Raw genomic sequence first — 17,177 nt, 5'->3', positions numbered from 1 at the left:
GACACGCTAAGAACCGTCCAAGTGAAGGGGACGGTTTTCTTGATCTTGCGAGTCGGTTTGTTGTTGTGTCTCGTTCTGGTGGTGCTGTTGGCGCTGGCAGCCCTGCTTTGCGTCCACATCCGCTTTCAAGTGGTGCAACGAGACAAACACACAGAAGGTTTCGTCCGCGCCTCCGCACTGTTCGGCTTCATCCGCGTGCGTCGACGCATCACGAGCGTTCAATTGGTGTACAGTCGGGAGGGTCCAGCCGTGCAAGCCAATCACGACGTGCCGGCGAACGCCCCTGAAAAGACCGTGGTCACCGCCGAAGAGGTCTGGAATGTGCTCACCCATTGGCGCCACTGGCTCAATGTGTCGGCATTCACTTGGAGAACGCTCAAGAGTTCGCTCCTTCGGCATGTGCGCATTCAGGAGTTCCGCCTGGAAGGATGCATCGGTCTGGGGGATGCGGTGACAACCGGTATCGCGTATGGCGCTCTGTGGACCGCGGTCGGAGCCGCCCTCGGAAGAATGACGCAGTGGACGCGTTGGCAAACGCGCCCCACCATCAAGCTGGACGCTGACTTCCAGTCGCCGCGGTTTGACGTCGAGATGGAGTGCATAGCGACTGTGCGCGCCGGATACCTTATGCTTACAGCAGTGCGTCTGATGCGCGTGTGGAGAAGGAGGACAAAGGATGGATCACCCAATCCAGGGACTGATGAAGACGGCCATGGAGAACATTCGAGAGATGGTCGACGTCAATACCATCATCGGCGATCCGGTTGAAACACCGGATGGCACGGTGATACTTCCGGTCTCGCGCGTTGGCTTTGGATTCGCGGCGGGGGGGAGCGAATTCAACGCTGGCGAGCGAGGCACTGCCAATGGCGGAGGTGAGCATCCATTTGGCGGCGGATCCGGTGGCGGCGTGTCCATCAATCCGATTGGCTTTCTGATTGTGAATGGAAATAATGTCCGGTTGCTGTCCACGGACAACCAGAACCAGCTCTACGACCGCATCATCGATATGGCGCCGGTCGTGGTCGATAAAATACAGGCCATGCTGCGAAGCAACCAAGAGAAATCGGCGCCCCCGTCCCGTCCCATGTAACTCGCGCAGTCGTCGTGGCTTCTCACTGCACATGGTTTGTCCTAATGTCGAACAAGCTGGCATACCCTGATCATGGACGGAATGTCTGGGGGAGGTGCCAGCTTGATTGACGTAATTTGGCTGCTGTTGTTTGTCAGCGGCGTCGTGACGGCTCTGGCCACCGGACGCGTGGATGGGGTATCCAAAGCGATCATCGGCGGGGCGGAGACCGGCGTCGAACTGTCCATCGGGCTCATCAGCGTCATTTCATTCTGGTTGGGACTGATGAGCATCGCTGAGCGTGCCGGAATTGTGAACGGGTTGGCCCGGATTCTGAAACCGGTCGGCACCTTTCTGTATCCTTCGGTACCTCCGGATCACCCAGCGATGGGTGCGATCTTGATGAATATGAGCGCGAACCTGCTCGGTGTCGGCAATGCCGCAACGCCGCTGGGACTGAAGGCGATGGCTGAATTGCAGAAGCTGAACCCGACGCAGGATACGGCGAGTGATGCGATGTGCACGTTGCTTGCGGTGAACACGGCGAGCATCACGTTGATTCCGACAACGGTGATTGCGGTTCGAATGCAGTACGGATCGGCCAATCCCACCGCCATCGTGGGCACAACCATTGTCGCGACGGCAATGGGCACCCTGGCGGCGGTGGTGCTCGACCGATGGTTCCGCGTGTGGTCCCGGCGGGGTGAGCGCTGATGCAGGCTCTGATTGCCACGTTGTCGGCGTGGATACTGCCGCTGTTGGTGACCGTGATTCTGGTGACCGGATTCGTTCGCCGCGTTCCAATCTACAACGCGTTTGTCGACGGGGCCAAGTCGGGATTTGGGACGGCCATTCGGCTGATTCCACATTTGATTGCGATGATGGTGGCGGTGTCGGTTTTTCAGGCGTCCGGCGCCATGAACGGCGTTGTGCACGTGCTGACGCCTGTACTGCGGTGGCTGCACATACCACCGGAAGTGGCGCCGATGGGCCTGTTGAGACCCATCAGCGGCGTGGGGTCACTGGCGTTTATGACACACATTTTTGAAACGAAGGGACCTGATTCCTGGTTGGGACAACTGGCCTCGACCATGCAGGCCGCGTCGGACACCACGCTCTACATCATCACGGTGTACTTCGGCAGTGTCGGCATCCGGAATATCCGCTACGCGTTGAAGGTGGGACTCTTGGCGGATTTGGTCAGCGTCCTCGCCAGCGTGCTGGCGGTCTACTGGTTCATGGGGCCGATGCCCGCGCATTGAACGATCTGCAAAATGCTCCATTCTCGGTGGCGGATATGGATATAATGTACAGAGTACACATTTTCGCCACGGGGAGCGACTGCGATTGGAACGACTGCAAAAGATTCTGGCCCAAGCGGGCATCGCATCACGGCGAAAGGCCGAGGAGTGGATTCTGGCGGGACGCGTCAGTGTGAATGGCAAGGTGGTCCGGGAATTGGGCGTCAAAGCGACCCCTGGCCGAGATACCATTGCCGTGGACGACCAGGTTATCACCGTGCAGCGAACGGTGAACATTGTGCTGCACAAGCCCACGTCGTATGTGACCACCGTGGTGGACCCGGAGGGCCGGCGAACAGTGATGGAGCTCATCGAGGGCGTTGCAGAGCGGGTCTATCCGGTGGGGCGGCTCGACTATGAGACGAGCGGCCTATTGTTGTTGAGCAATGATGGGGATCTGACCCACCGGCTCCTGCATCCCAGCCATCACGTGGACAAGGTGTATCGGGCAACGGTGCTCGGCCTGGTGGAACGAGAGGCGCTGGATCAGTTGCGGCGGGGCGTTCGCCTGGAGGATGGAGTGACTGCGCCTGCGGAAGTGACGGTGCTGCGGCAGCACCCATTGGAGTCGGTGGTGGAAATTCGCATCCACGAAGGGCGAAATCGGCAGGTCAGACGGATGTTTGAAACGGTGGGCAATCCGGTGAAGCGATTGAAGCGCGTACAGTTTGGGCCTCTAGAGCTCGGCACGCTGCCGCCGGGGAAATGGCGTTGGCTGACCGAACTGGAATGGCAGGCGTTGTATGCCGCAGCGAACTTGCCTGCTCCGCCGTATCCATTCTCCACCAGGGAAAAGGCGTCGTCGCCGCGTGACCGCGGGCGGAATGCCGTCGGGCAAAAGCGTTTCGGAGGCGCAAAACGAAGCCGTTGAGCGGTCGAGGACAAGCAGTTGCTGCAGGGAGCCGTTCACGGCATAATGGATCCCAGGGAATGGACGGAGGGGAAGTCAGTGGACGCAACACGAATTCTGGTGGTGGATGATGAGGAGCGCATCCGCCGATTGGTGCGGATGTACCTGGAACGCAGCGGGTTTCTCGTGGAAGAGGCGGCGGACGGGGTGCAGGCCCTGGAAATGGCGCTGTCGAATCCGTATGCGTTGATCATTCTTGATTTGATGCTGCCGAAAATGGATGGCCGGGATGTTTGCGCCCAAATTCGGCAACAGTCCGATACCCCCATTATTATGCTGACCGCAGCCGGGGATGAGGTGCAGCGTATTCACGGCTTTGAGCTTGGGGCCGATGATTATGTCGTTAAACCATTCAGTCCCCGGGAGCTGGTGATGCGGGTCAAGGCCCTGCTCAAGCGTTCCGGGGAACCTGAGCACGCCAAACCGGAGTTGCAGCAGGTGCTGACCTTTCCGGATCTCCAGATCCACATCGACGCCCGGCGCGTGGAGGTGGTTGGACGGGAGATCAGTCTGACGCCGAAAGAGTTCGATCTGCTGGTGTACATGGCCCAGCGACCAGATAAAGTGTTCAGTCGCGAGGAATTGCTACGGGATGTATGGAACTATCAATTTTATGGTGACCAACGGACTGTGGACACGCATATTAAACGACTGCGCGAAAAATTGGGACATGCATCTGACAAGGTGAGCCAGTATATCGTGACCGTGTGGGGCGTTGGGTATAAATTCGAGGTAGCGTCGTGATTCAGGTTCGAAACAGCATCGTTGCAAAATTGTGGGTGACCATCGTCGGCATGGTCATTCTTGTTTGGGTCCTGCTGTCGGTCCTGCTTCAGCAGTTTTTCGACAATTACGTGTACGCCCAACAGTCCCGGGAGCTCACGCGCCTATCACAAACGATTCACGTGCTGTTGGAAGACAACACGCTGGCGAAGGCGCTCCAAATTTCGAATCAGCTGGCGAGTGTCCAAGATGCGCGGATTCAGATTGCTGTTCCATATCAATCAAATCAAGATTTGACCCGGGCCTACCAGGCTCTGACCGCAGAGCAGCAGCATCAGCTGCAGGCGGGGGAAAGCGTGACGGTGCGCGGATCGACCAGCGGCGGCGAGACAGTGTCCGTTTACATGTTGGTGCACTCAAATCAGGGCACCGGTCTGCAGGTGGTCTCGCAGCAGATGAGTGTGTTGAATGGACCGATGGTCCGAATGCGCAACCTCATCTTGTTCGCCTGTGTGCTGGGCGTTCTGATGACCACAGGTTTGGCCTTTGTGGTCTCCAAAAATTTGTCAAGGCCACTGGTACAGATGAACCGCGTGGCGGAGCAGATGGCCAACGGGAATTTTGACGGCCAGATTCAGGTCGTGACCAACGATGAGGTGGGCCGTCTCGGCCGAACATTCAACGCGTTGGCCGGACAGCTGGAGCGAACCATCGCCGCCCTCACCATGGAGACGGATCAGCTGAGCAGCATTCTGAAGTCCTTGGAGGACGGTGTGGTGGCGGCCACGTTGTCTGGCACCATCACACTGGCCAATCCGCCCGCGCTTCGAATGCTTGGGCACCTCGGCTTGAGAGATGGGGCCGATGGGGCGGAGAGAACGCTGCCTGCGGGGATTCAGGACATCATGGACCAGGCGGTGGCCAAGCGGCGCACTGTGGTGCGGGAAATTGCCGTGCAGGGGCGCAGCGTGGTGGTGACCATGACCCCTCTGCACGAGGCGGACGGTACCACCCTGCGCGGCGTGGTGGGTGTGCTGCGGGACGTGACGGAAGAGCGGAAACTGGACAGACTTCGCAAGGATTTCATCGCCAATGTGTCGCATGAACTGCGCACGCCGCTCAGCATGATGCAGGGATACGCGGAGGCGTTGCAGGATGAATTCGGAGATAATCCGGAACAGCGGCGGGAGTTGGCGGACATCATTCACGACGAAACGCTGCGCATGAAGCGCTTGGTGAATGACCTGTTGGATCTGGCGCAACTGGAGTCCGGACAGTTCCAAATGAACTTTCAACACCTGGATTTGACCCGAACCGTGCGCAAAGTCAGGCGGAAGTTCCAAGCATTGGCACTGGAGCAGGGCGTTCAACTTGTCACGGAGATTCCGGTTCACCCGGTTTGGGTGCGCGGAGATCCGGATCGGCTGGAACAAGTCTTCACCAATCTGATGGACAACGCCATTCGTCACACCGGATCGGGCGGTCGCGTCGCGGTGGGCATGGAAGCGGCAGGAGGCAGCGTCAAGGTCTGGGTCGCGGACACCGGGTCCGGCATCCCGGTGGAAGATCTGCCGTATATATGGGAACGATTTTATAAAGCTGACAAAGCGCGCACGCGGGGCAACTCGGGAATTGGCCTGGGATTGGCCATCACTCGGCATATCGTGTTGGAACATCGCGGAGACATTGCGGTGGAGAGTCAACTGGGACAAGGGACCACGTTCACGGTGACGCTTCCGGGCGACCCTTTGACTCCTGCGGATGAAGATAACGACCGAGCGTGAGGAGGACTTTTCGGTGGGCTGGGTATACTACCTGCGACTGGTGAATACGAAATTCCAGGCGGATTGTCTCAAGGCCCGCATTGAGGATGCCGAAGGCTGGCTGTTTCGATCAGTGCCAAAGTACATTGGCGTGTACCGAACGTCAAAGGGACGTTATGGGGTGAAAATGCATTGGTGATCACGGGAACAGGCGCTCTCGGCGCCTGTTCTGCATCATGGGTCGAAGGAGGTTGGGCCGGTGGACAAACCGTCGGAACCACAGACTTGGCGCGGACTGCCAAAACCGTTGCAGCACCGTCTATCGATGAAGTGGAGCACGGTCGAGTCGTTGCGCATTCTCGAACAGCGGTGTCGCGCGCAACATGGAACGACCTATGCGGTTTTGCTAACGAATGCCGGGCTAATTCAAGGGGAATTGGCAGACATAGCTGACACTTATGAAGAAAATCTGGATGTGGATGTTGTCGAGGATCTGGATGTCGCGTCTGCCGTCTCCCACCTGCGTACGGAACTGTGGTCGCTTTACGCGGAACGGGATGATCAATTGACGCCGTCCGACACGGGAGCCGTCGTGCACTTGGTGAATGCCGAAATGAAGTCCGGTTCGCGAACGTGCCGATTTCGCCACCTCGCATTGTTCGCTGATCAAGTGGTGGCATTCACACTCACCAGTCATCCATTGGTATGAACGGCCTTTCTCAAAGGTATGGTTTGGTACGCTTGTAATGTTCGGCCATGATTTGAATGAGCTTCGTCAAGAATTCGCGGGCGTCCTTGGACAGCGTGCTCATCTGATGAGCAGCCTGCAGATACGGCGTGGACGCCTCATTCAGAATGAAGTTCTGCAAGTGAATGGGAAGTTCCTCCGGGGACGATTTCATTTTCGGCGGAGTGACTGGCTCCGCGTCGTCACAGAGGACTTCCAGGGAAATTCCCAAAGCGTTGGCCAGGCGCATTGCATATTCCAGCGATGGATGGCGCTTGCCGCGTTCCAACGAAGAAATGTGGGGCGTTGAGATGCCCGAACGAAGCGCCAGTTCCTGTTGCGACCAACGGTGTCTGAGGCGTAGTTGTCGAATTTTGTCACCAAAGTGTAGGGTTTCTTTGTCGGAGTCCAATGGTTTTTCCTCCTTTGTGACGAATTGTGTTGTCACCACTAATGTAGTATTTTCCATAGAGTTTGTAAAGAACATTAGTTAAATTTTATTAAATTATTGAAAGTGGGTTGTGAATATTGGCTTCGTTTCAATTGGATGCCCGCCATGCGCCCGATGTATTGCCGATAATCCAGCCCGTTCTTCGCCGTGCGCGATTCATCACCGCGGTGACCGGTGCCGGCATCAGCGTCGCGAGTGGGCTGCCGGTGTTGAATGATGACCTTCACGGCACACCGTTGCGCCAGTTTTTCGAACCAGTTCTGCTTCAAACCAATCCATCCAAATACTATGAGCTATATCGCGAAGCGTTGAGCACATGGCGACAGGCACAGCCAAACGCCGCCCACCTGGCGTTGGCCGCGATGGGGGCATGGGTGGTGACGCAGAATATCGATGGGCTCCACAGAGATGCCGGATCGAAACACGTGATTGAACTGCACGGAAATTTCAGGGAGTTGGTGTGTCGCCCCTGCGGGCGGATTTTCTCCAGCCGCTTGGCGTTTGCGGCAGACGTTCCTCGGTGTACACAATGTCGAAACGTTTTAGAACCTGGCATCGTGTTGAGGGGGCAGGAGGTGCGTCATTTCAGTCGCGCGGTGGATTGGGTGGGCCGATCCGAACTGGTCTTCATCGTGGGGACCGCGCTTCAGGATGCTCCCGCGCGACAGTTGCCGGGCGTTGCCGAAGCGAACGGCGCCACGGTGGTGTGGGTGAATGAAGCTGCAGAGGACATTCTGCCCCTGTTTTGCCAAACACCCGCCCAAGACGGCTGAAGGGGTGAAGTGAAGTCCGACTGATGTCGCCTGCGGCGCCATGGAGAACGAGGGCGCGCCTACCATCTGGACTTCGGATCTCCGGTGACGAACGCGATGGCGACGAAAGCACCAGACATGCCGAGGAAAATAGCGGCGAGTCGTGTTGCGTGTTGGGAGAAGAACAGGGACAGCACGGCAAAAATCACACACATGATGGCGATGCCCGTGTAATACTTGAACATGAAAGCCCACCTCCCAAACCTTTTCACCCCCATAATACACAGAAGTTTCGAACAACTCAACGTATCAGAGAAGGGGAAAAATCGAGGATGGGTGATAGAATTTGTCGAAACACTAGGATTTACCTATTTTCATCTTCATGAGGGTTCGCTATAATAGGGTCAGACTTTCCCATATCCTTTGAACGCCCCCTAATCTGGTTGGTTTACCACAGGGGGCGTTCGCTTTGTTTCAGGTGGGGTTGGCGTTGACCACAATGGATGTGGTTGCGGAGTCTCGTTGGATTTGAGTATCATCAACAGCAAGGATGTCCCAATTGGCGGTGCATCTGCCGCAGTCATCCAGAAGGATGGGCGCAGGTGCGGCCCCTTGCAGATGGAAGGCGTGCAGAAATGCTTAGATATAGTTTTATCAGCGACAACAGCCGAAAGGCTCGCATGATTCGGAACCTGTATGAACAGCTTCGGAATAAGGTCCGCAAAGAACATTGGATCCCGGCCATCGAGTGGGAGTCCTTTCGCGGCCACGATGGAATTCCCGTGCCGGCGTCGGACGTTCAGCGCACGCTGAACATCCGCCTGCAGGACGAACACCTGAGTCCGTTCGTGAAGACGGATTTGAATCTGTTTCAAATGCATATGTTGGACGAGTCCGTAAAGATTGTGATTTATAAAGCATCGCGCGGGTGGTTGATGACGTTCGACGGGGTCGCCGAAGGGCCGAAGCCGTTTGGTCAGGATGGCTACGACACGCGGTAGGTCAGATCCTCGCTAGATTTTCCGACTGTTTCTCAGCCCAGTCCACTCGGCGCAATGTCCGCTCAAGCAGCACAATCAGGTAGGTGAACAGCAATCCATCGCCGAGCCAACTGTTGGACAGGGCGAACGCATCATACAGTCCGTGAGCGAGCGCGGGAACCACATACGCCAGAGCGCGCGTCTTTCCCCCCCACAGAGATTGAGCAAAGTAGGTGCCCATGAGAACACCGAACATGAGGTGGGCGGGAACGGCGGTCACGGATCGTAAGATGGCTGTGCTGAATCCAGAACTGGTCACATACAAGATGTTTTCCACCGTAGCGAAGCCAAGGGCGGTGGCACCGGCGTAGACGATGCAATCGATGGGCGATTTCATCCATCCGCGCTGCACGGCCGCCCGTTCGACGATGGCCGCCTTGAGGAATTCTTCGACTAGTCCTGCGACAAAAAAGGCGGTCACCAACAGCGCCGGCAGACGTCCGAGCCGGCCGTCAAAGCTGGTCTCCAGCAGTGCGCGTTCGAGCAATCCCGCCGGGAGTACGATCGCGGCGCCGAGCAGGAACAGGCGGTAGACGTTGCGCTTCGGTTCAGGGTGCAGTTGGTCGCGGGTATACAGCCAGGATATGAGAAGCAGTGTCGGCAACGCGGCAAGACATACGTAGAGCATGGGGCGGCCTCCTTTGGCAGCGGTGAAAATTCCCGGTGTCCTTACTATGCGGCAGTGATTCGGCTGTCATGCGATCCGGCAGAAAAGTAGGTGGACGATGTGCACGTGGAGTTGAGCGGTTACCTGCGCGAGATGCAGCATTCCGCCGATGAGGTGGTGCGGTATCAGTTTGCAACCGACGGCGGTGTGGCGCCGATGGATGACTGGTTGGGGAAAACCATCCAAATCACGGCGTCTGGAAGCAAGCGGTGCATCCATTGCGGTAGAAGCGTAAAGAAGTTGTATCAAAATGGCTATTGTTATCCCTGTGTGACCACATTGGCGGAATGCGACCTGTGCATTGTAAAGCCGCATGAGTGCCACTTTCATCTGGGCACCTGTCGCGATGCGGATTTCGCCGAGGCACATTGCATGATTCCCCACTATGTCTACTTGGCCTATTCGAGCGGCGTCAAGGTTGGATTGACCAGAAAAGGACGACAGCGCACGCGGTGGGTGGATCAGGGGGCGATGCGCGCCATTTTGTTTGCGGAATTGCCGACCCGAAAGCTGGCGGGCGAGTTGGAAATGGAAATTGCAAAATCGCTTCCGGATAAAACGGACTGGCGAAAGATGCTTCGGGAAACGGCGCCGCCGGAGATTGATCTCGGCGCGCTCAAGGACGAGGTGGCGGCCAACCTTCCGGAGGCGTTCCGGGCATTTGTTCTGGCGGATGAGCGGGAGGTCCATGAGTTCCGCTACCCGAGGCTGGAGGACGTGGACATCCAGACGAAATCCGTGTCATTGGACAAGGTATCGGAGGTCAGCGGGCGCGTGTACGGCGTGAAAGGTCAGTACCTGCTGCTCGACTCCGGCGTATGGAATGTGAAAAAGCACAGCGGTTACGAAGTCAAGGTGACCGTCTGTGACTGAATCCGGATGAGGTGCCGGATGAGCGTCGTTCGGAGCGGTTACAATACCCCTGAAAAGGGGGAGACGTCAGGATGTCGTGGATTTATGAAGCACGGCTCTACGATTCAAAATCTGTGGCATCGTATGTCGCCATGTGCGTCAGAGACGACTATGTCCTAAGGGGCGTGCCCAACGTATATGTGCAGGTGTTTCGCACCCGCAAGGGCAATTACGGCGTTCGCTATTCGCGTCAGGAGCGGTCAGCGTGGTGACCGGTTGTCCGCTGTGCAATGGATGCTTGCAATGGACCGCCTCCTGTCCAAAGTGTTCGCAACTCGTGCCTGACCAGCCGCGGCTGCAGGACCTGGTCGGGCCGTACAGCCCTTACGAGGAGCCGAGCGCGGCGATGGGGCTCGCGGAACCCTGCGATGTGTGCGTTCATGTTGCGAATTGTACGAACTGTGGAACATCCTCTTACGTCCTCGTTCCAATTGAAGTATGATGGGAGTGGGATGACGTAGCGGAGGAGTTGTGATGAGCGTGCCTTCGGCCATGAAAATTACATGGTGCGCAAAGAATCTGAAAGCGCACTCGCAAGCTGTGTTCGACGCGTTACAAAGTACGTGTCCTGAGGCGGACATGCAGGTTGAGGAATGCGTGGATTACTGTGGTCTTTGCACCGATGTTCCGTTCGCTCTTCGCAATCAGGCGGTCATTGCTGCGCGGGATCCGCGCGGATTGTACCGGAAGCTCGAACAAGGCACATCGTTTTTGACCAAGCCGGCACTCCCCGGCACATACGCAGCGGTGGTCGGCGGCCGAGATGAACAAGTCCAATCGCAGGACGCCAAAGGACCATCCGCCAAAGAAAGCACCTCGTGACGACGGGGTGTTTTTTATTCGTCCCTCGCAGGGTGGGCCATCGTGGATTCCGGTGAGGATACCTCACTGTTGGTGGATTCACCGAATACGATCTAAGACAGCACACCAGTCCTCCATACCTGCGAGGTGAATCGGATGGCACAACAAGGGAAGCGGCAAGTGCAGAGGGGGGCGCGGGGACCGGGGACAACCCTGCCGAACTTCGTACAACTGGTCGAACGCTTCAAGAAGGCGGTTGTGGGCATCGAGGTTGTTCATCAATCCTCACCGCAGACCCGCCTGTTTCCGTTTGCAACACCCTGGAACGGAGGGCAGGAAGCGTCGCAACGTTCCGTGAACATTGGTACAGGATTTATCTTCGATCCGCGTGGATTTATCTTGACGAATGAACACGTGGTGCACGGGGCGTCTCAGATTCTCATTCGCGTTCTTGGGAAAAAGGCGCCGGTGCGAGCCGCGGTGGTTGGTACGGACTACAAGCACGACATCGCCATTCTGAAAGCCCCCATCTCTGTGCCGGACACGATTCTGAAGGTCGGTCGGTCCAAAGATGCCAAAGTCGGAGAATGGGTGATGGCCATTGGTTCGCCCCTCGGACTGGACCACACGGTCACCGTGGGCATCATCAGTGCCGTGGACAGACCTCTGCAAATCGGAGACCGGGAATATCCGAATCTCCTCCAAACCGATGCGGCCATCAACCGAGGCAACAGCGGCGGACCGCTGATCAATCTGCGCGGCCAGGTGGTTGGCATGAACACCGCCGTGAGTCAGAGTTCCCAGGGGATTGGGTTCGCCATTTCGGCGGACGTGTTGAGACAGGCCATTTCGCGCATTTTGAAGGCATAGGGCGCATACGGACGAGGAACCTCAGCGTACACATAAGGCAATTCATTCTGATTCACTGGGGGAGATGCTGTGGTTCGGCGGGTAGCCACCCTAACCTCGACGGCACTGGTCGCCGCCGGCGCGATTTCCGCACCTGCACACGGGAGCGTGCGCAATACAGCGCGTACAGCGATTCATGCGTCTGCGGCGAACGCCACGACAGGTTCACAGCGTCCAACTGTCTGCACCACAGACCTGTACGCGATGTTTCGCCGTCTCCAATCCGCCGGCCAACCGCCGGTGGTGCACTACGCGGTATCTGGAAACGCACTGCTGCCCATTGTGCAGGACGAGGCCCTGTCCCGGTCAGCGGCGGTATCGGGGCGCCGTCAACAGCTCCTGCAAGCGCGCAAGTCAGCGCAGGCCGCTGAGGAAAACCGCCCGATGCGCTCAGGCGCCAAAGAGGGGCAAAATGCGCCGCGTGCCAGCACGCGCCTGACGTCCCGCGAAGGGGCGGGATTGCTGACGGCCAGGGCTGGATCGCCACTGGAATTAAGAATTGCCGCATTGGCGCTGAGTTTTCTCGGTGCTCCCTATCGGTACGGCGGCACGTCTCCGGGTACTGGGTTTGATTGCTCCGGTTTCGTACAGTATATATACGCCCAATTCGGGATTGCACTGCCGAGAACATCGTTTGAACAGTACACAGTGGGCACTCCGGTGGCGGTGGGCAGTCTGCAACCGGGAGATTTACTTTTCTTCAGTACAGATGCAGCGGGTCCGTCCCACGTGGGCATGTACGTGGGCAACGGGCTGATGGTTCAGGCGCTCAACTCGACTTCCGGGGTGATTGTCAGTCGACTCAGCGCCGATTATTACGCGACTCGTTTCCTGGGCGCGCGGCGCCCGATTTGTTGACTTCGCCGCTGTGGGATGTCACTATACCATTAGTCCGCGCGCAGAGCGGTGATGACGACGAGGTGATGACCATGGCGTATGAAAAAGATGGTGTAACGCAGTATTCGAAGGACGAGTTGAAATCCATTTTGCGCGAACAATCGGCGACCGTCATCGACGTGCGTACGGAAGAAGAATACGCAGCGGGTCATATTCCCGGTGTTCCGTTGAAGCCGATGCAGGAGTTGCTCGATTGGATGACCGAACTGAATCCGGAAGCACCCTATGTATTCGTCTGCCGAAGCGGCAACCGATCTCAGAAGGTCGCGACGTATCTGAAACAGAACGGTTTTTCCAATGTGGGCAATTTTGACGGCGGCATGTTGGCTTGGGACGGAGACTTGGAGCATTAAGAGAAATAGGTTTGCAGGAAGTAGAAATATTTGGTCTTTGTCTTGTAGAAGTGGCCCAGTATCGCAGGGATGGCGGATGCGCCCGTCCATCCCTGCTCGCGCATGCTGGGCGTGACATCCTCCAACCGATACGAGGCCCCTTTAAATTGAACCCCATTTTCAAGGTCTTTCCACGCGTGCTTTGCGATGGCGTTACGGTAGCGGTTGTGTTCCGATTTGATGGTGTACAGGCTGTAGTGGCGGTTTTCCAATACGATCACCAATCCGACAGGTGTGAACAGGAAGTCATTCTCCTCTTCGACATGCAGCACATACACTTTTTCAATTCCGATATCCACAGGCAGACGTCCCCCTTTTGCTGTCTGTTCGAACTCTACCGGCAATCGGAGCGAAATGCAACCCGCGAACAACCGCCCGGCCCACCGAACGCCGGCACACATATCCTATTGGCGACGCTGACCGGTACCGACGGGGGGAGAGGGATATAGGATGGATTACCAGGATGCACTTGCGGTACTCGGTGTGGGCACCGCCCATCCCGGGGGACATGACAGCACACGGCGGTGGGTGCGCGAAATTCCGTGGTCGCGGGACATGTCCGTGTTGGAAGTGGGGTGCGGCACCGGCACAACGCTGTTGAACATCCAGCGCTGGACAGGGTGTACGGTCCACGGCGTGGATATTCGGCCAAAGATGATCAGCAAAGCTCGAGAGCGGGCTCGTCGGGAGGGCGTCCCTGCCAACTGGCGGGTGGCCGATGCCACTGCGCTGCCATTCTCGGATGAATCCTTCGACGTGGTCTATACGGAATCGGTGAACGTGTTTTTGAACCCCAACGAAGCCCTGAAGGAGTACTGCAGGGTGCTGCGCCCGGGTGGATGGTACGCGGATGTGGAGATGTTGGCGTTGGGGCCAGTGACTCCGGAATGGAAGAAATCAGCACAAGACGTGTACGGGGCTCGCGTGGTCCCTTATGCATCTGAATGGAAAGCGTATTATCATCGCGCGGGATTTCGGGATGTTCACGTGGTTGAGACCCGCTCTGTCCGCCCGCATATGATGGGCACGGGCGCGGCCGCGGATATGGACGATCCGCATCTGGCGGACGACACGGCCTTCCTGGACGCGGATGTGTTGGACGTCTTGACGATGAACGCCCAATGGATGGAGCAACATCATCACAGCTTGGGATACGGAATCTTTGTCATGCGAAAACCGCTGGCGCATAGCTGACGTCGCAGTCGGGGATGGTAGTCCTGATACGGTAGCAAGGAGGCAGGGACGATGCATCAGGAACAGGAGAAGCGCTTCGAGTCGATATCCGGATTGGTGTCGGAGGCGGTGCGTGCGGTCCAAGACATGGAGCGGATTGCTAAAATTCATCTGCGGACGGTGGACAACGATTCTTCCCTGCAAGCGGAACAGCTGCAACGGATTCAACATCTCGCCGGTACAGCGGTATCCGCGCTGGAGAAAACGGTGGCATTGGCGAGACACGGGAGGTCTTATCAGGCACAGGCGCACAGTCAGCGCAGTCACCGCACCCCCCATTGATGCGTTGGCAGAGCCAGGGCTGTACCTGCCGGTGCCACTGCGGCGATGCACAGGACAGCCCCGGCTGTGGATTTCAAGAATGGGTGTGCGGCGTCCCGATGAAGTTACAGGGGCAGGGCCACCGGAGCAAATTCGACGTAATCTGCGCTCACCAATCGGTAGTCTACGCCGTTCAAGGCACCCTCGAAGGCAAAGCGATGGGCTGCGCCATGCAGATGTCCGTAAACGCACAGGCGCACTTGGAATTCCTCCATCAATTCGGTGAACGGGGTGGGGTCTCCGTGAACACCGCAAGGAGGATAGTGCATCATTACAACAATCGGTTGGTTGAATGCTGCGGCTCGCTCCAGAGACATTTGAAGTCGCCCAATCTCTCTGCGGTAAATGGTCTCGTCTTCAGTGGTGAATTTAGGATGATCTGGAAGCAGCCAACCTCGCGATCCTGCGATGGCGTAGTTTCCAAGCGATATGGCATCGTTCTGGATGGCGAAACATCCGCTGGGCAGGATCTTTCGAACCTTTCCGATACCATTCCACCAATAATCGTGATTTCCACGAACGAACACCTTCTGTCCTGGCAATTGGCCGAGAAACTGAAGGTCCGGCTCCGCTTCTTGCAAGGTCATGGCCCACGAAATATCGCCCGGAACCAATACGAAGTCGTCCGGCTCAACCACGCGGCGCCATGCCTCGGCAATTTTTTGCTCATGTTGTTCCCACTTCTCACCAAAGATCCCCATTGGTTTATTCACTGACGATCCGAGGTGCACGTCACCCAGTGCATACCAAGCCATTCTGGAGGCTCCTTTCTCTGGACGAGCATATCACGGTACGCCGTTTTCTATCCAGTCGTTCACATGGCCTGTCTGATACGGAAGTCTCCCTCGCGTCATGGTGGTCATCCGGATGCGGTTGTAAGATGGAATCAATCGAAAGGGGGGGCTGCGCGTTGTGGACGAATGAGCAGATGCGGGTGGTCTATGCCGATGTACAAAATCGGGTTGTGTTTGCTGCACCGGGCAGTGGGAAGACGTCCGTGCTAACGCATCACATTGGGTATGTAGTGCGCACAAATCGAGTGTCTCCTTCGGAGATGGTTGCAGTGAGCTTTACCCGCCAGGCGAGTTTGGAATTGAAGAATCGATTGAAGCAGTTGCCGAACATCACGCTGCGACAGGCGGAATCCGTTCAGGTTGGTACCTTTCACTCGATTGTGTTTCATTGGCTTCTTCCAAAGTACCCGGACATTCCCTTGATCTTGCGTGAATCGGAGCAACTGGACTTCATCCGCCGCGCCGTGCGCAAGGCTGGAATGTCCGCCATCCATGCGCGCGACGTGCTTGCCTCCATGAGTTTGGTCAGATCGACCTGGCCGCCAGCGCCTGCACCGCGTGCGCTTCAGAAAGTCAAGATGGAGTATGAGCACCTGAAGCGAACGGCTCGACGTTGGGACTTTGACGATATTCTCGAAACGTGGTGCTCGTTTCGCGCGAAACATCCTTCACAACCACTGCCTGCCATCAAATATGTGCTGGTGGACGAATTTCAGGACACGAATCCAATCCAATGGTGGATTTTGCAGGACCTGATGACGGCTGGGGATTGTCGGTTGTTTGTGGTTGGGGATGACGATCAGTCCATCTATGGTTTTCGGGGTGCCCGACCAGAGTGGCTGCTGCGTTTCACTGAACTGGTACCCGGTTCAGCGAAGCATCAACTGACCGTGAATTTTCGGTCAGATAGGAGCATTGTCACTGCGGCAGCAACACTCATTGCTCACAATCGAATGCGCGTGGCAAAGCCCATGTCCACATCGTCTGAGGAACTTGGTACGTGTGAGTTGATCCGGCACAGGGACGAACGAGCGCAGGCACGCTGGTTGGCAGATTTCCTGCGCACTCGGTCAAATTCCAACGGAGTGCACACGACTGTGGCTGTGCTCGCTCGGACTCGGGCAGAGCTGGCGGATTTGAACACATTGTGCGGCATTCAGTCAGCCAGGTTTTTTGAAGTTCGGACGTTCCACGACAGCAAGGGCCGCGAATGGGATGAGGTGCACCTCATCAACGCCGTAGAGGACAATCCGTACTGGCGAGGCCAACTGGACGGCCGCAGCGTGGAAGAAGAACGCCGATTGTTCTACGTTGCGATGACACGGGCTCGCCATGCCCTGTATATTCATGTCCCCAAGCGATTTGGGGGTGTCCGGGTGCAGCCGCTGAGATTCTGTGTGGAAGCTGGCTTCGATGGATGAACTGCCAGGATTTATAATGTTGACGATAGATGTGTGGCGTGGTATATTACACATTGTCGCTCCGGTGACGGCGCGGCAAACGGTGAGAACA

Annotated in this window: 25 protein-coding genes; 20 read left to right on the top strand and 5 right to left on the bottom strand. The window is 57.1% G+C overall.

From position 1 onward, the window contains the following. Positions 1 to 39: 39 nt before the first annotated feature. The 9 genes from G463_RS22260 to G463_RS0108455 all read left to right on the top strand — a co-directional run bounded on the left by G463_RS22260 (position 40) and on the right by G463_RS0108455 (position 6,478). Positions 40 to 768 carry a DUF2953 domain-containing protein gene (locus G463_RS22260; RefSeq protein ID WP_169725451.1) on the top strand — a complete coding sequence of 243 codons (729 nt, stop codon included), beginning with the start codon at positions 40 to 42 and terminating at the stop codon, positions 766 to 768. Next, positions 677 to 1,093, top strand: coding sequence for a GerW family sporulation protein (gene ytfJ / locus G463_RS0108490; protein WP_026974826.1), 417 nt, complete (start codon positions 677 to 679; stop codon positions 1,091 to 1,093). The genes G463_RS22260 and ytfJ overlap by 92 nt, the downstream gene beginning before the upstream one ends. A 102-nt stretch (positions 1,094 to 1,195) precedes the next feature. Beyond that, positions 1,196 to 1,786 carry a nucleoside recognition domain-containing protein gene (locus tag G463_RS0108485; protein WP_026974825.1) on the top strand — a complete coding sequence of 197 codons (591 nt, stop codon included), beginning with the start codon at positions 1,196 to 1,198 and terminating at the stop codon, positions 1,784 to 1,786. Next, complete coding sequence (locus G463_RS0108480; protein WP_026974824.1) at positions 1,786 to 2,334, top strand: spore maturation protein; 549 nt, start codon at positions 1,786 to 1,788, stop codon at positions 2,332 to 2,334. Before G463_RS0108485 ends, G463_RS0108480 begins: the two co-directional genes overlap by 1 nt. Before the next feature lie 85 nt (positions 2,335 to 2,419). Next, positions 2,420 to 3,244, top strand: a complete 825-nt coding sequence (locus G463_RS19500) for a pseudouridine synthase (protein WP_084171412.1) — start codon at positions 2,420 to 2,422, stop codon at positions 3,242 to 3,244. 45 nt (positions 3,245 to 3,289) lie between these two features. Then, entirely contained in the window at positions 3,290 to 4,027 is a 738-nt protein-coding gene (locus G463_RS0108470; RefSeq protein ID WP_051322104.1) for a response regulator transcription factor, read from the top strand. Continuing rightward, positions 4,024 to 5,790 (top strand): sensor histidine kinase, encoded by a 1,767-nt coding sequence (locus tag G463_RS0108465; protein ID WP_035486374.1) that lies wholly within the window; start codon positions 4,024 to 4,026, stop codon positions 5,788 to 5,790. Before G463_RS0108470 ends, G463_RS0108465 begins: the two co-directional genes overlap by 4 nt. A gap of 13 nt (positions 5,791 to 5,803) precedes the next feature. Next, complete coding sequence (locus tag G463_RS23155; RefSeq protein WP_169725450.1) at positions 5,804 to 5,968, top strand: hypothetical protein; 165 nt, start codon at positions 5,804 to 5,806, stop codon at positions 5,966 to 5,968. A 60-nt stretch (positions 5,969 to 6,028) separates the two neighbouring features. Then, positions 6,029 to 6,478 (top strand): hypothetical protein, encoded by a 450-nt coding sequence (locus G463_RS0108455; protein WP_026974821.1) that lies wholly within the window; start codon positions 6,029 to 6,031, stop codon positions 6,476 to 6,478. 10 nt (positions 6,479 to 6,488) lie between these two features. Here the strand turns inward: G463_RS0108455 and G463_RS0108450 are convergent, their stop codons facing one another. Continuing rightward, positions 6,489 to 6,908, bottom strand: a complete 420-nt coding sequence (locus G463_RS0108450; protein ID WP_026974820.1) for a helix-turn-helix domain-containing protein — start codon at positions 6,906 to 6,908, stop codon at positions 6,489 to 6,491. 116 nt (positions 6,909 to 7,024) lie between these two features. Here G463_RS0108450 and G463_RS19495 point away from each other — a divergent pair, with 116 nt between their 5' ends. Further along, complete coding sequence (locus tag G463_RS19495; RefSeq protein WP_169725449.1) at positions 7,025 to 7,720, top strand: SIR2 family NAD-dependent protein deacylase; 696 nt, start codon at positions 7,025 to 7,027, stop codon at positions 7,718 to 7,720. 59 nt (positions 7,721 to 7,779) lie between these two features. Here the strand turns inward: G463_RS19495 and G463_RS23150 are convergent, their stop codons facing one another. Next, entirely contained in the window at positions 7,780 to 7,944 is a 165-nt protein-coding gene (locus G463_RS23150; RefSeq protein ID WP_169725448.1) for a hypothetical protein, read from the bottom strand. A gap of 390 nt (positions 7,945 to 8,334) precedes the next feature. Here G463_RS23150 and G463_RS0108435 point away from each other — a divergent pair, with 390 nt between their 5' ends. Continuing rightward, complete coding sequence (locus G463_RS0108435) at positions 8,335 to 8,700, top strand: hypothetical protein (RefSeq protein WP_026974819.1); 366 nt, start codon at positions 8,335 to 8,337, stop codon at positions 8,698 to 8,700. 1 nt (position 8,701) lies between these two features. Here the strand turns inward: G463_RS0108435 and G463_RS19490 are convergent, their stop codons facing one another. Next, on the bottom strand, positions 8,702 to 9,367 hold the full coding sequence (locus G463_RS19490; protein WP_051322103.1) for a PrsW family intramembrane metalloprotease: 666 nt from the start codon (positions 9,365 to 9,367) through the stop codon (positions 8,702 to 8,704). A gap of 105 nt (positions 9,368 to 9,472) precedes the next feature. Here G463_RS19490 and G463_RS0108425 point away from each other — a divergent pair, with 105 nt between their 5' ends. The 6 genes from G463_RS0108425 (at position 9,473) to G463_RS0108400 (ending at position 13,278) form a co-directional block, all read left to right on the top strand. Then, positions 9,473 to 10,279: a DUF2797 domain-containing protein gene (locus G463_RS0108425; RefSeq protein ID WP_425387064.1), complete on the top strand. Its 807-nt coding sequence runs from the start codon at positions 9,473 to 9,475 to the stop codon at positions 10,277 to 10,279. Positions 10,280 to 10,350: 71 nt separating this feature from the next. Then, entirely contained in the window at positions 10,351 to 10,530 is a 180-nt protein-coding gene (locus G463_RS0108420; RefSeq protein ID WP_026974817.1) for a hypothetical protein, read from the top strand. A gap of 262 nt (positions 10,531 to 10,792) precedes the next feature. Then, positions 10,793 to 11,140 (top strand): DUF1450 domain-containing protein, encoded by a 348-nt coding sequence (locus tag G463_RS19485; protein WP_051322102.1) that lies wholly within the window; start codon positions 10,793 to 10,795, stop codon positions 11,138 to 11,140. Between the two features lie 135 nt (positions 11,141 to 11,275). Beyond that, positions 11,276 to 11,989, top strand: coding sequence for a S1C family serine protease (locus G463_RS0108410; protein WP_051322101.1), 714 nt, complete (start codon positions 11,276 to 11,278; stop codon positions 11,987 to 11,989). A 69-nt stretch (positions 11,990 to 12,058) separates the two neighbouring features. Further along, positions 12,059 to 12,886, top strand: coding sequence for a C40 family peptidase (locus G463_RS21700; RefSeq protein ID WP_051322100.1), 828 nt, complete (start codon positions 12,059 to 12,061; stop codon positions 12,884 to 12,886). A gap of 71 nt (positions 12,887 to 12,957) precedes the next feature. Further along, positions 12,958 to 13,278 (top strand): rhodanese-like domain-containing protein, encoded by a 321-nt coding sequence (locus tag G463_RS0108400; protein ID WP_026974815.1) that lies wholly within the window; start codon positions 12,958 to 12,960, stop codon positions 13,276 to 13,278. Here G463_RS0108400 and G463_RS0108395 read toward each other — a convergent pair. Next, the gene (locus tag G463_RS0108395; RefSeq protein ID WP_026974814.1) at positions 13,275 to 13,616 is read right to left on the bottom strand and encodes a hypothetical protein; all 342 of its coding nucleotides are present in this window, start codon (positions 13,614 to 13,616) and stop codon (positions 13,275 to 13,277) included. The genes G463_RS0108400 and G463_RS0108395 overlap by 4 nt on opposite strands. Positions 13,617 to 13,767: 151 nt before the next feature. On the opposite strand from G463_RS0108395, the gene G463_RS0108390 reads away from it, so the two are divergent. Then, positions 13,768 to 14,511, top strand: a complete 744-nt coding sequence (locus tag G463_RS0108390; RefSeq protein ID WP_026974813.1) for a class I SAM-dependent methyltransferase — start codon at positions 13,768 to 13,770, stop codon at positions 14,509 to 14,511. A 51-nt stretch (positions 14,512 to 14,562) separates the two neighbouring features. Beyond that, positions 14,563 to 14,832 carry a hypothetical protein gene (locus G463_RS0108385; protein ID WP_026974812.1) on the top strand — a complete coding sequence of 90 codons (270 nt, stop codon included), beginning with the start codon at positions 14,563 to 14,565 and terminating at the stop codon, positions 14,830 to 14,832. A 104-nt stretch (positions 14,833 to 14,936) separates the two neighbouring features. On the opposite strand, the gene G463_RS0108380 is transcribed toward G463_RS0108385, so the two are convergent. Further along, positions 14,937 to 15,626, bottom strand: coding sequence for a metallophosphoesterase (locus G463_RS0108380; protein WP_026974811.1), 690 nt, complete (start codon positions 15,624 to 15,626; stop codon positions 14,937 to 14,939). On the opposite strand from G463_RS0108380, the gene G463_RS0108375 reads away from it, so the two are divergent. Beyond that, entirely contained in the window at positions 15,518 to 17,086 is a 1,569-nt protein-coding gene (locus tag G463_RS0108375; protein ID WP_084171408.1) for a UvrD-helicase domain-containing protein, read from the top strand. The genes G463_RS0108380 and G463_RS0108375 overlap by 109 nt on opposite strands. Positions 17,087 to 17,177 lie beyond the last annotated feature (91 nt).

The organism is Alicyclobacillus contaminans DSM 17975, from assembly GCF_000429525.1.
GTDB classification, from domain to species: Bacteria; Bacillota; Bacilli; order Alicyclobacillales; family Alicyclobacillaceae; genus Alicyclobacillus_A; species Alicyclobacillus_A contaminans.
Note: the sequence above shows the minus strand (reverse complement) of the source record. Positions and strands in the feature narration are given on the sequence as shown.

Excerpts from the sequence above, each read along its gene's own strand:
- ytfJ (WP_026974826.1), top strand. The coding sequence starts at position 677 with ATGGATCACCCAATCCAGGGACTGATGAAGACGGCCATGGAGAACATT.
- G463_RS0108480 (WP_026974824.1), top strand. The coding sequence starts at position 1,786 with ATGCAGGCTCTGATTGCCACGTTGTCGGCGTGGATACTGCCGCTGTTG.
- G463_RS0108470 (WP_051322104.1), top strand. The coding sequence starts at position 3,290 with ATGGATCCCAGGGAATGGACGGAGGGGAAGTCAGTGGACGCAACACGA.
- G463_RS23150 (WP_169725448.1), bottom strand. The coding sequence starts at position 7,944 with ATGTTCAAGTATTACACGGGCATCGCCATCATGTGTGTGATTTTTGCC.
- G463_RS0108435 (WP_026974819.1), top strand. The coding sequence starts at position 8,335 with ATGCTTAGATATAGTTTTATCAGCGACAACAGCCGAAAGGCTCGCATG.
- G463_RS19490 (WP_051322103.1), bottom strand. The coding sequence starts at position 9,367 with ATGCTCTACGTATGTCTTGCCGCGTTGCCGACACTGCTTCTCATATCC.
- G463_RS0108420 (WP_026974817.1), top strand. The coding sequence starts at position 10,351 with ATGTCGTGGATTTATGAAGCACGGCTCTACGATTCAAAATCTGTGGCA.
- G463_RS19485 (WP_051322102.1), top strand. The coding sequence starts at position 10,793 with ATGAGCGTGCCTTCGGCCATGAAAATTACATGGTGCGCAAAGAATCTG.
- G463_RS0108410 (WP_051322101.1), top strand. The coding sequence starts at position 11,276 with ATGGCACAACAAGGGAAGCGGCAAGTGCAGAGGGGGGCGCGGGGACCG.
- G463_RS0108400 (WP_026974815.1), top strand. The coding sequence starts at position 12,958 with ATGGCGTATGAAAAAGATGGTGTAACGCAGTATTCGAAGGACGAGTTG.
- G463_RS0108390 (WP_026974813.1), top strand. The coding sequence starts at position 13,768 with ATGGATTACCAGGATGCACTTGCGGTACTCGGTGTGGGCACCGCCCAT.
- G463_RS0108385 (WP_026974812.1), top strand. The coding sequence starts at position 14,563 with ATGCATCAGGAACAGGAGAAGCGCTTCGAGTCGATATCCGGATTGGTG.
- G463_RS0108375 (WP_084171408.1), top strand. The coding sequence starts at position 15,518 with ATGCCTCGGCAATTTTTTGCTCATGTTGTTCCCACTTCTCACCAAAGA.
- G463_RS0108380 (WP_026974811.1), bottom strand. The coding sequence starts at position 15,626 with ATGGCTTGGTATGCACTGGGTGACGTGCACCTCGGATCGTCAGTGAAT.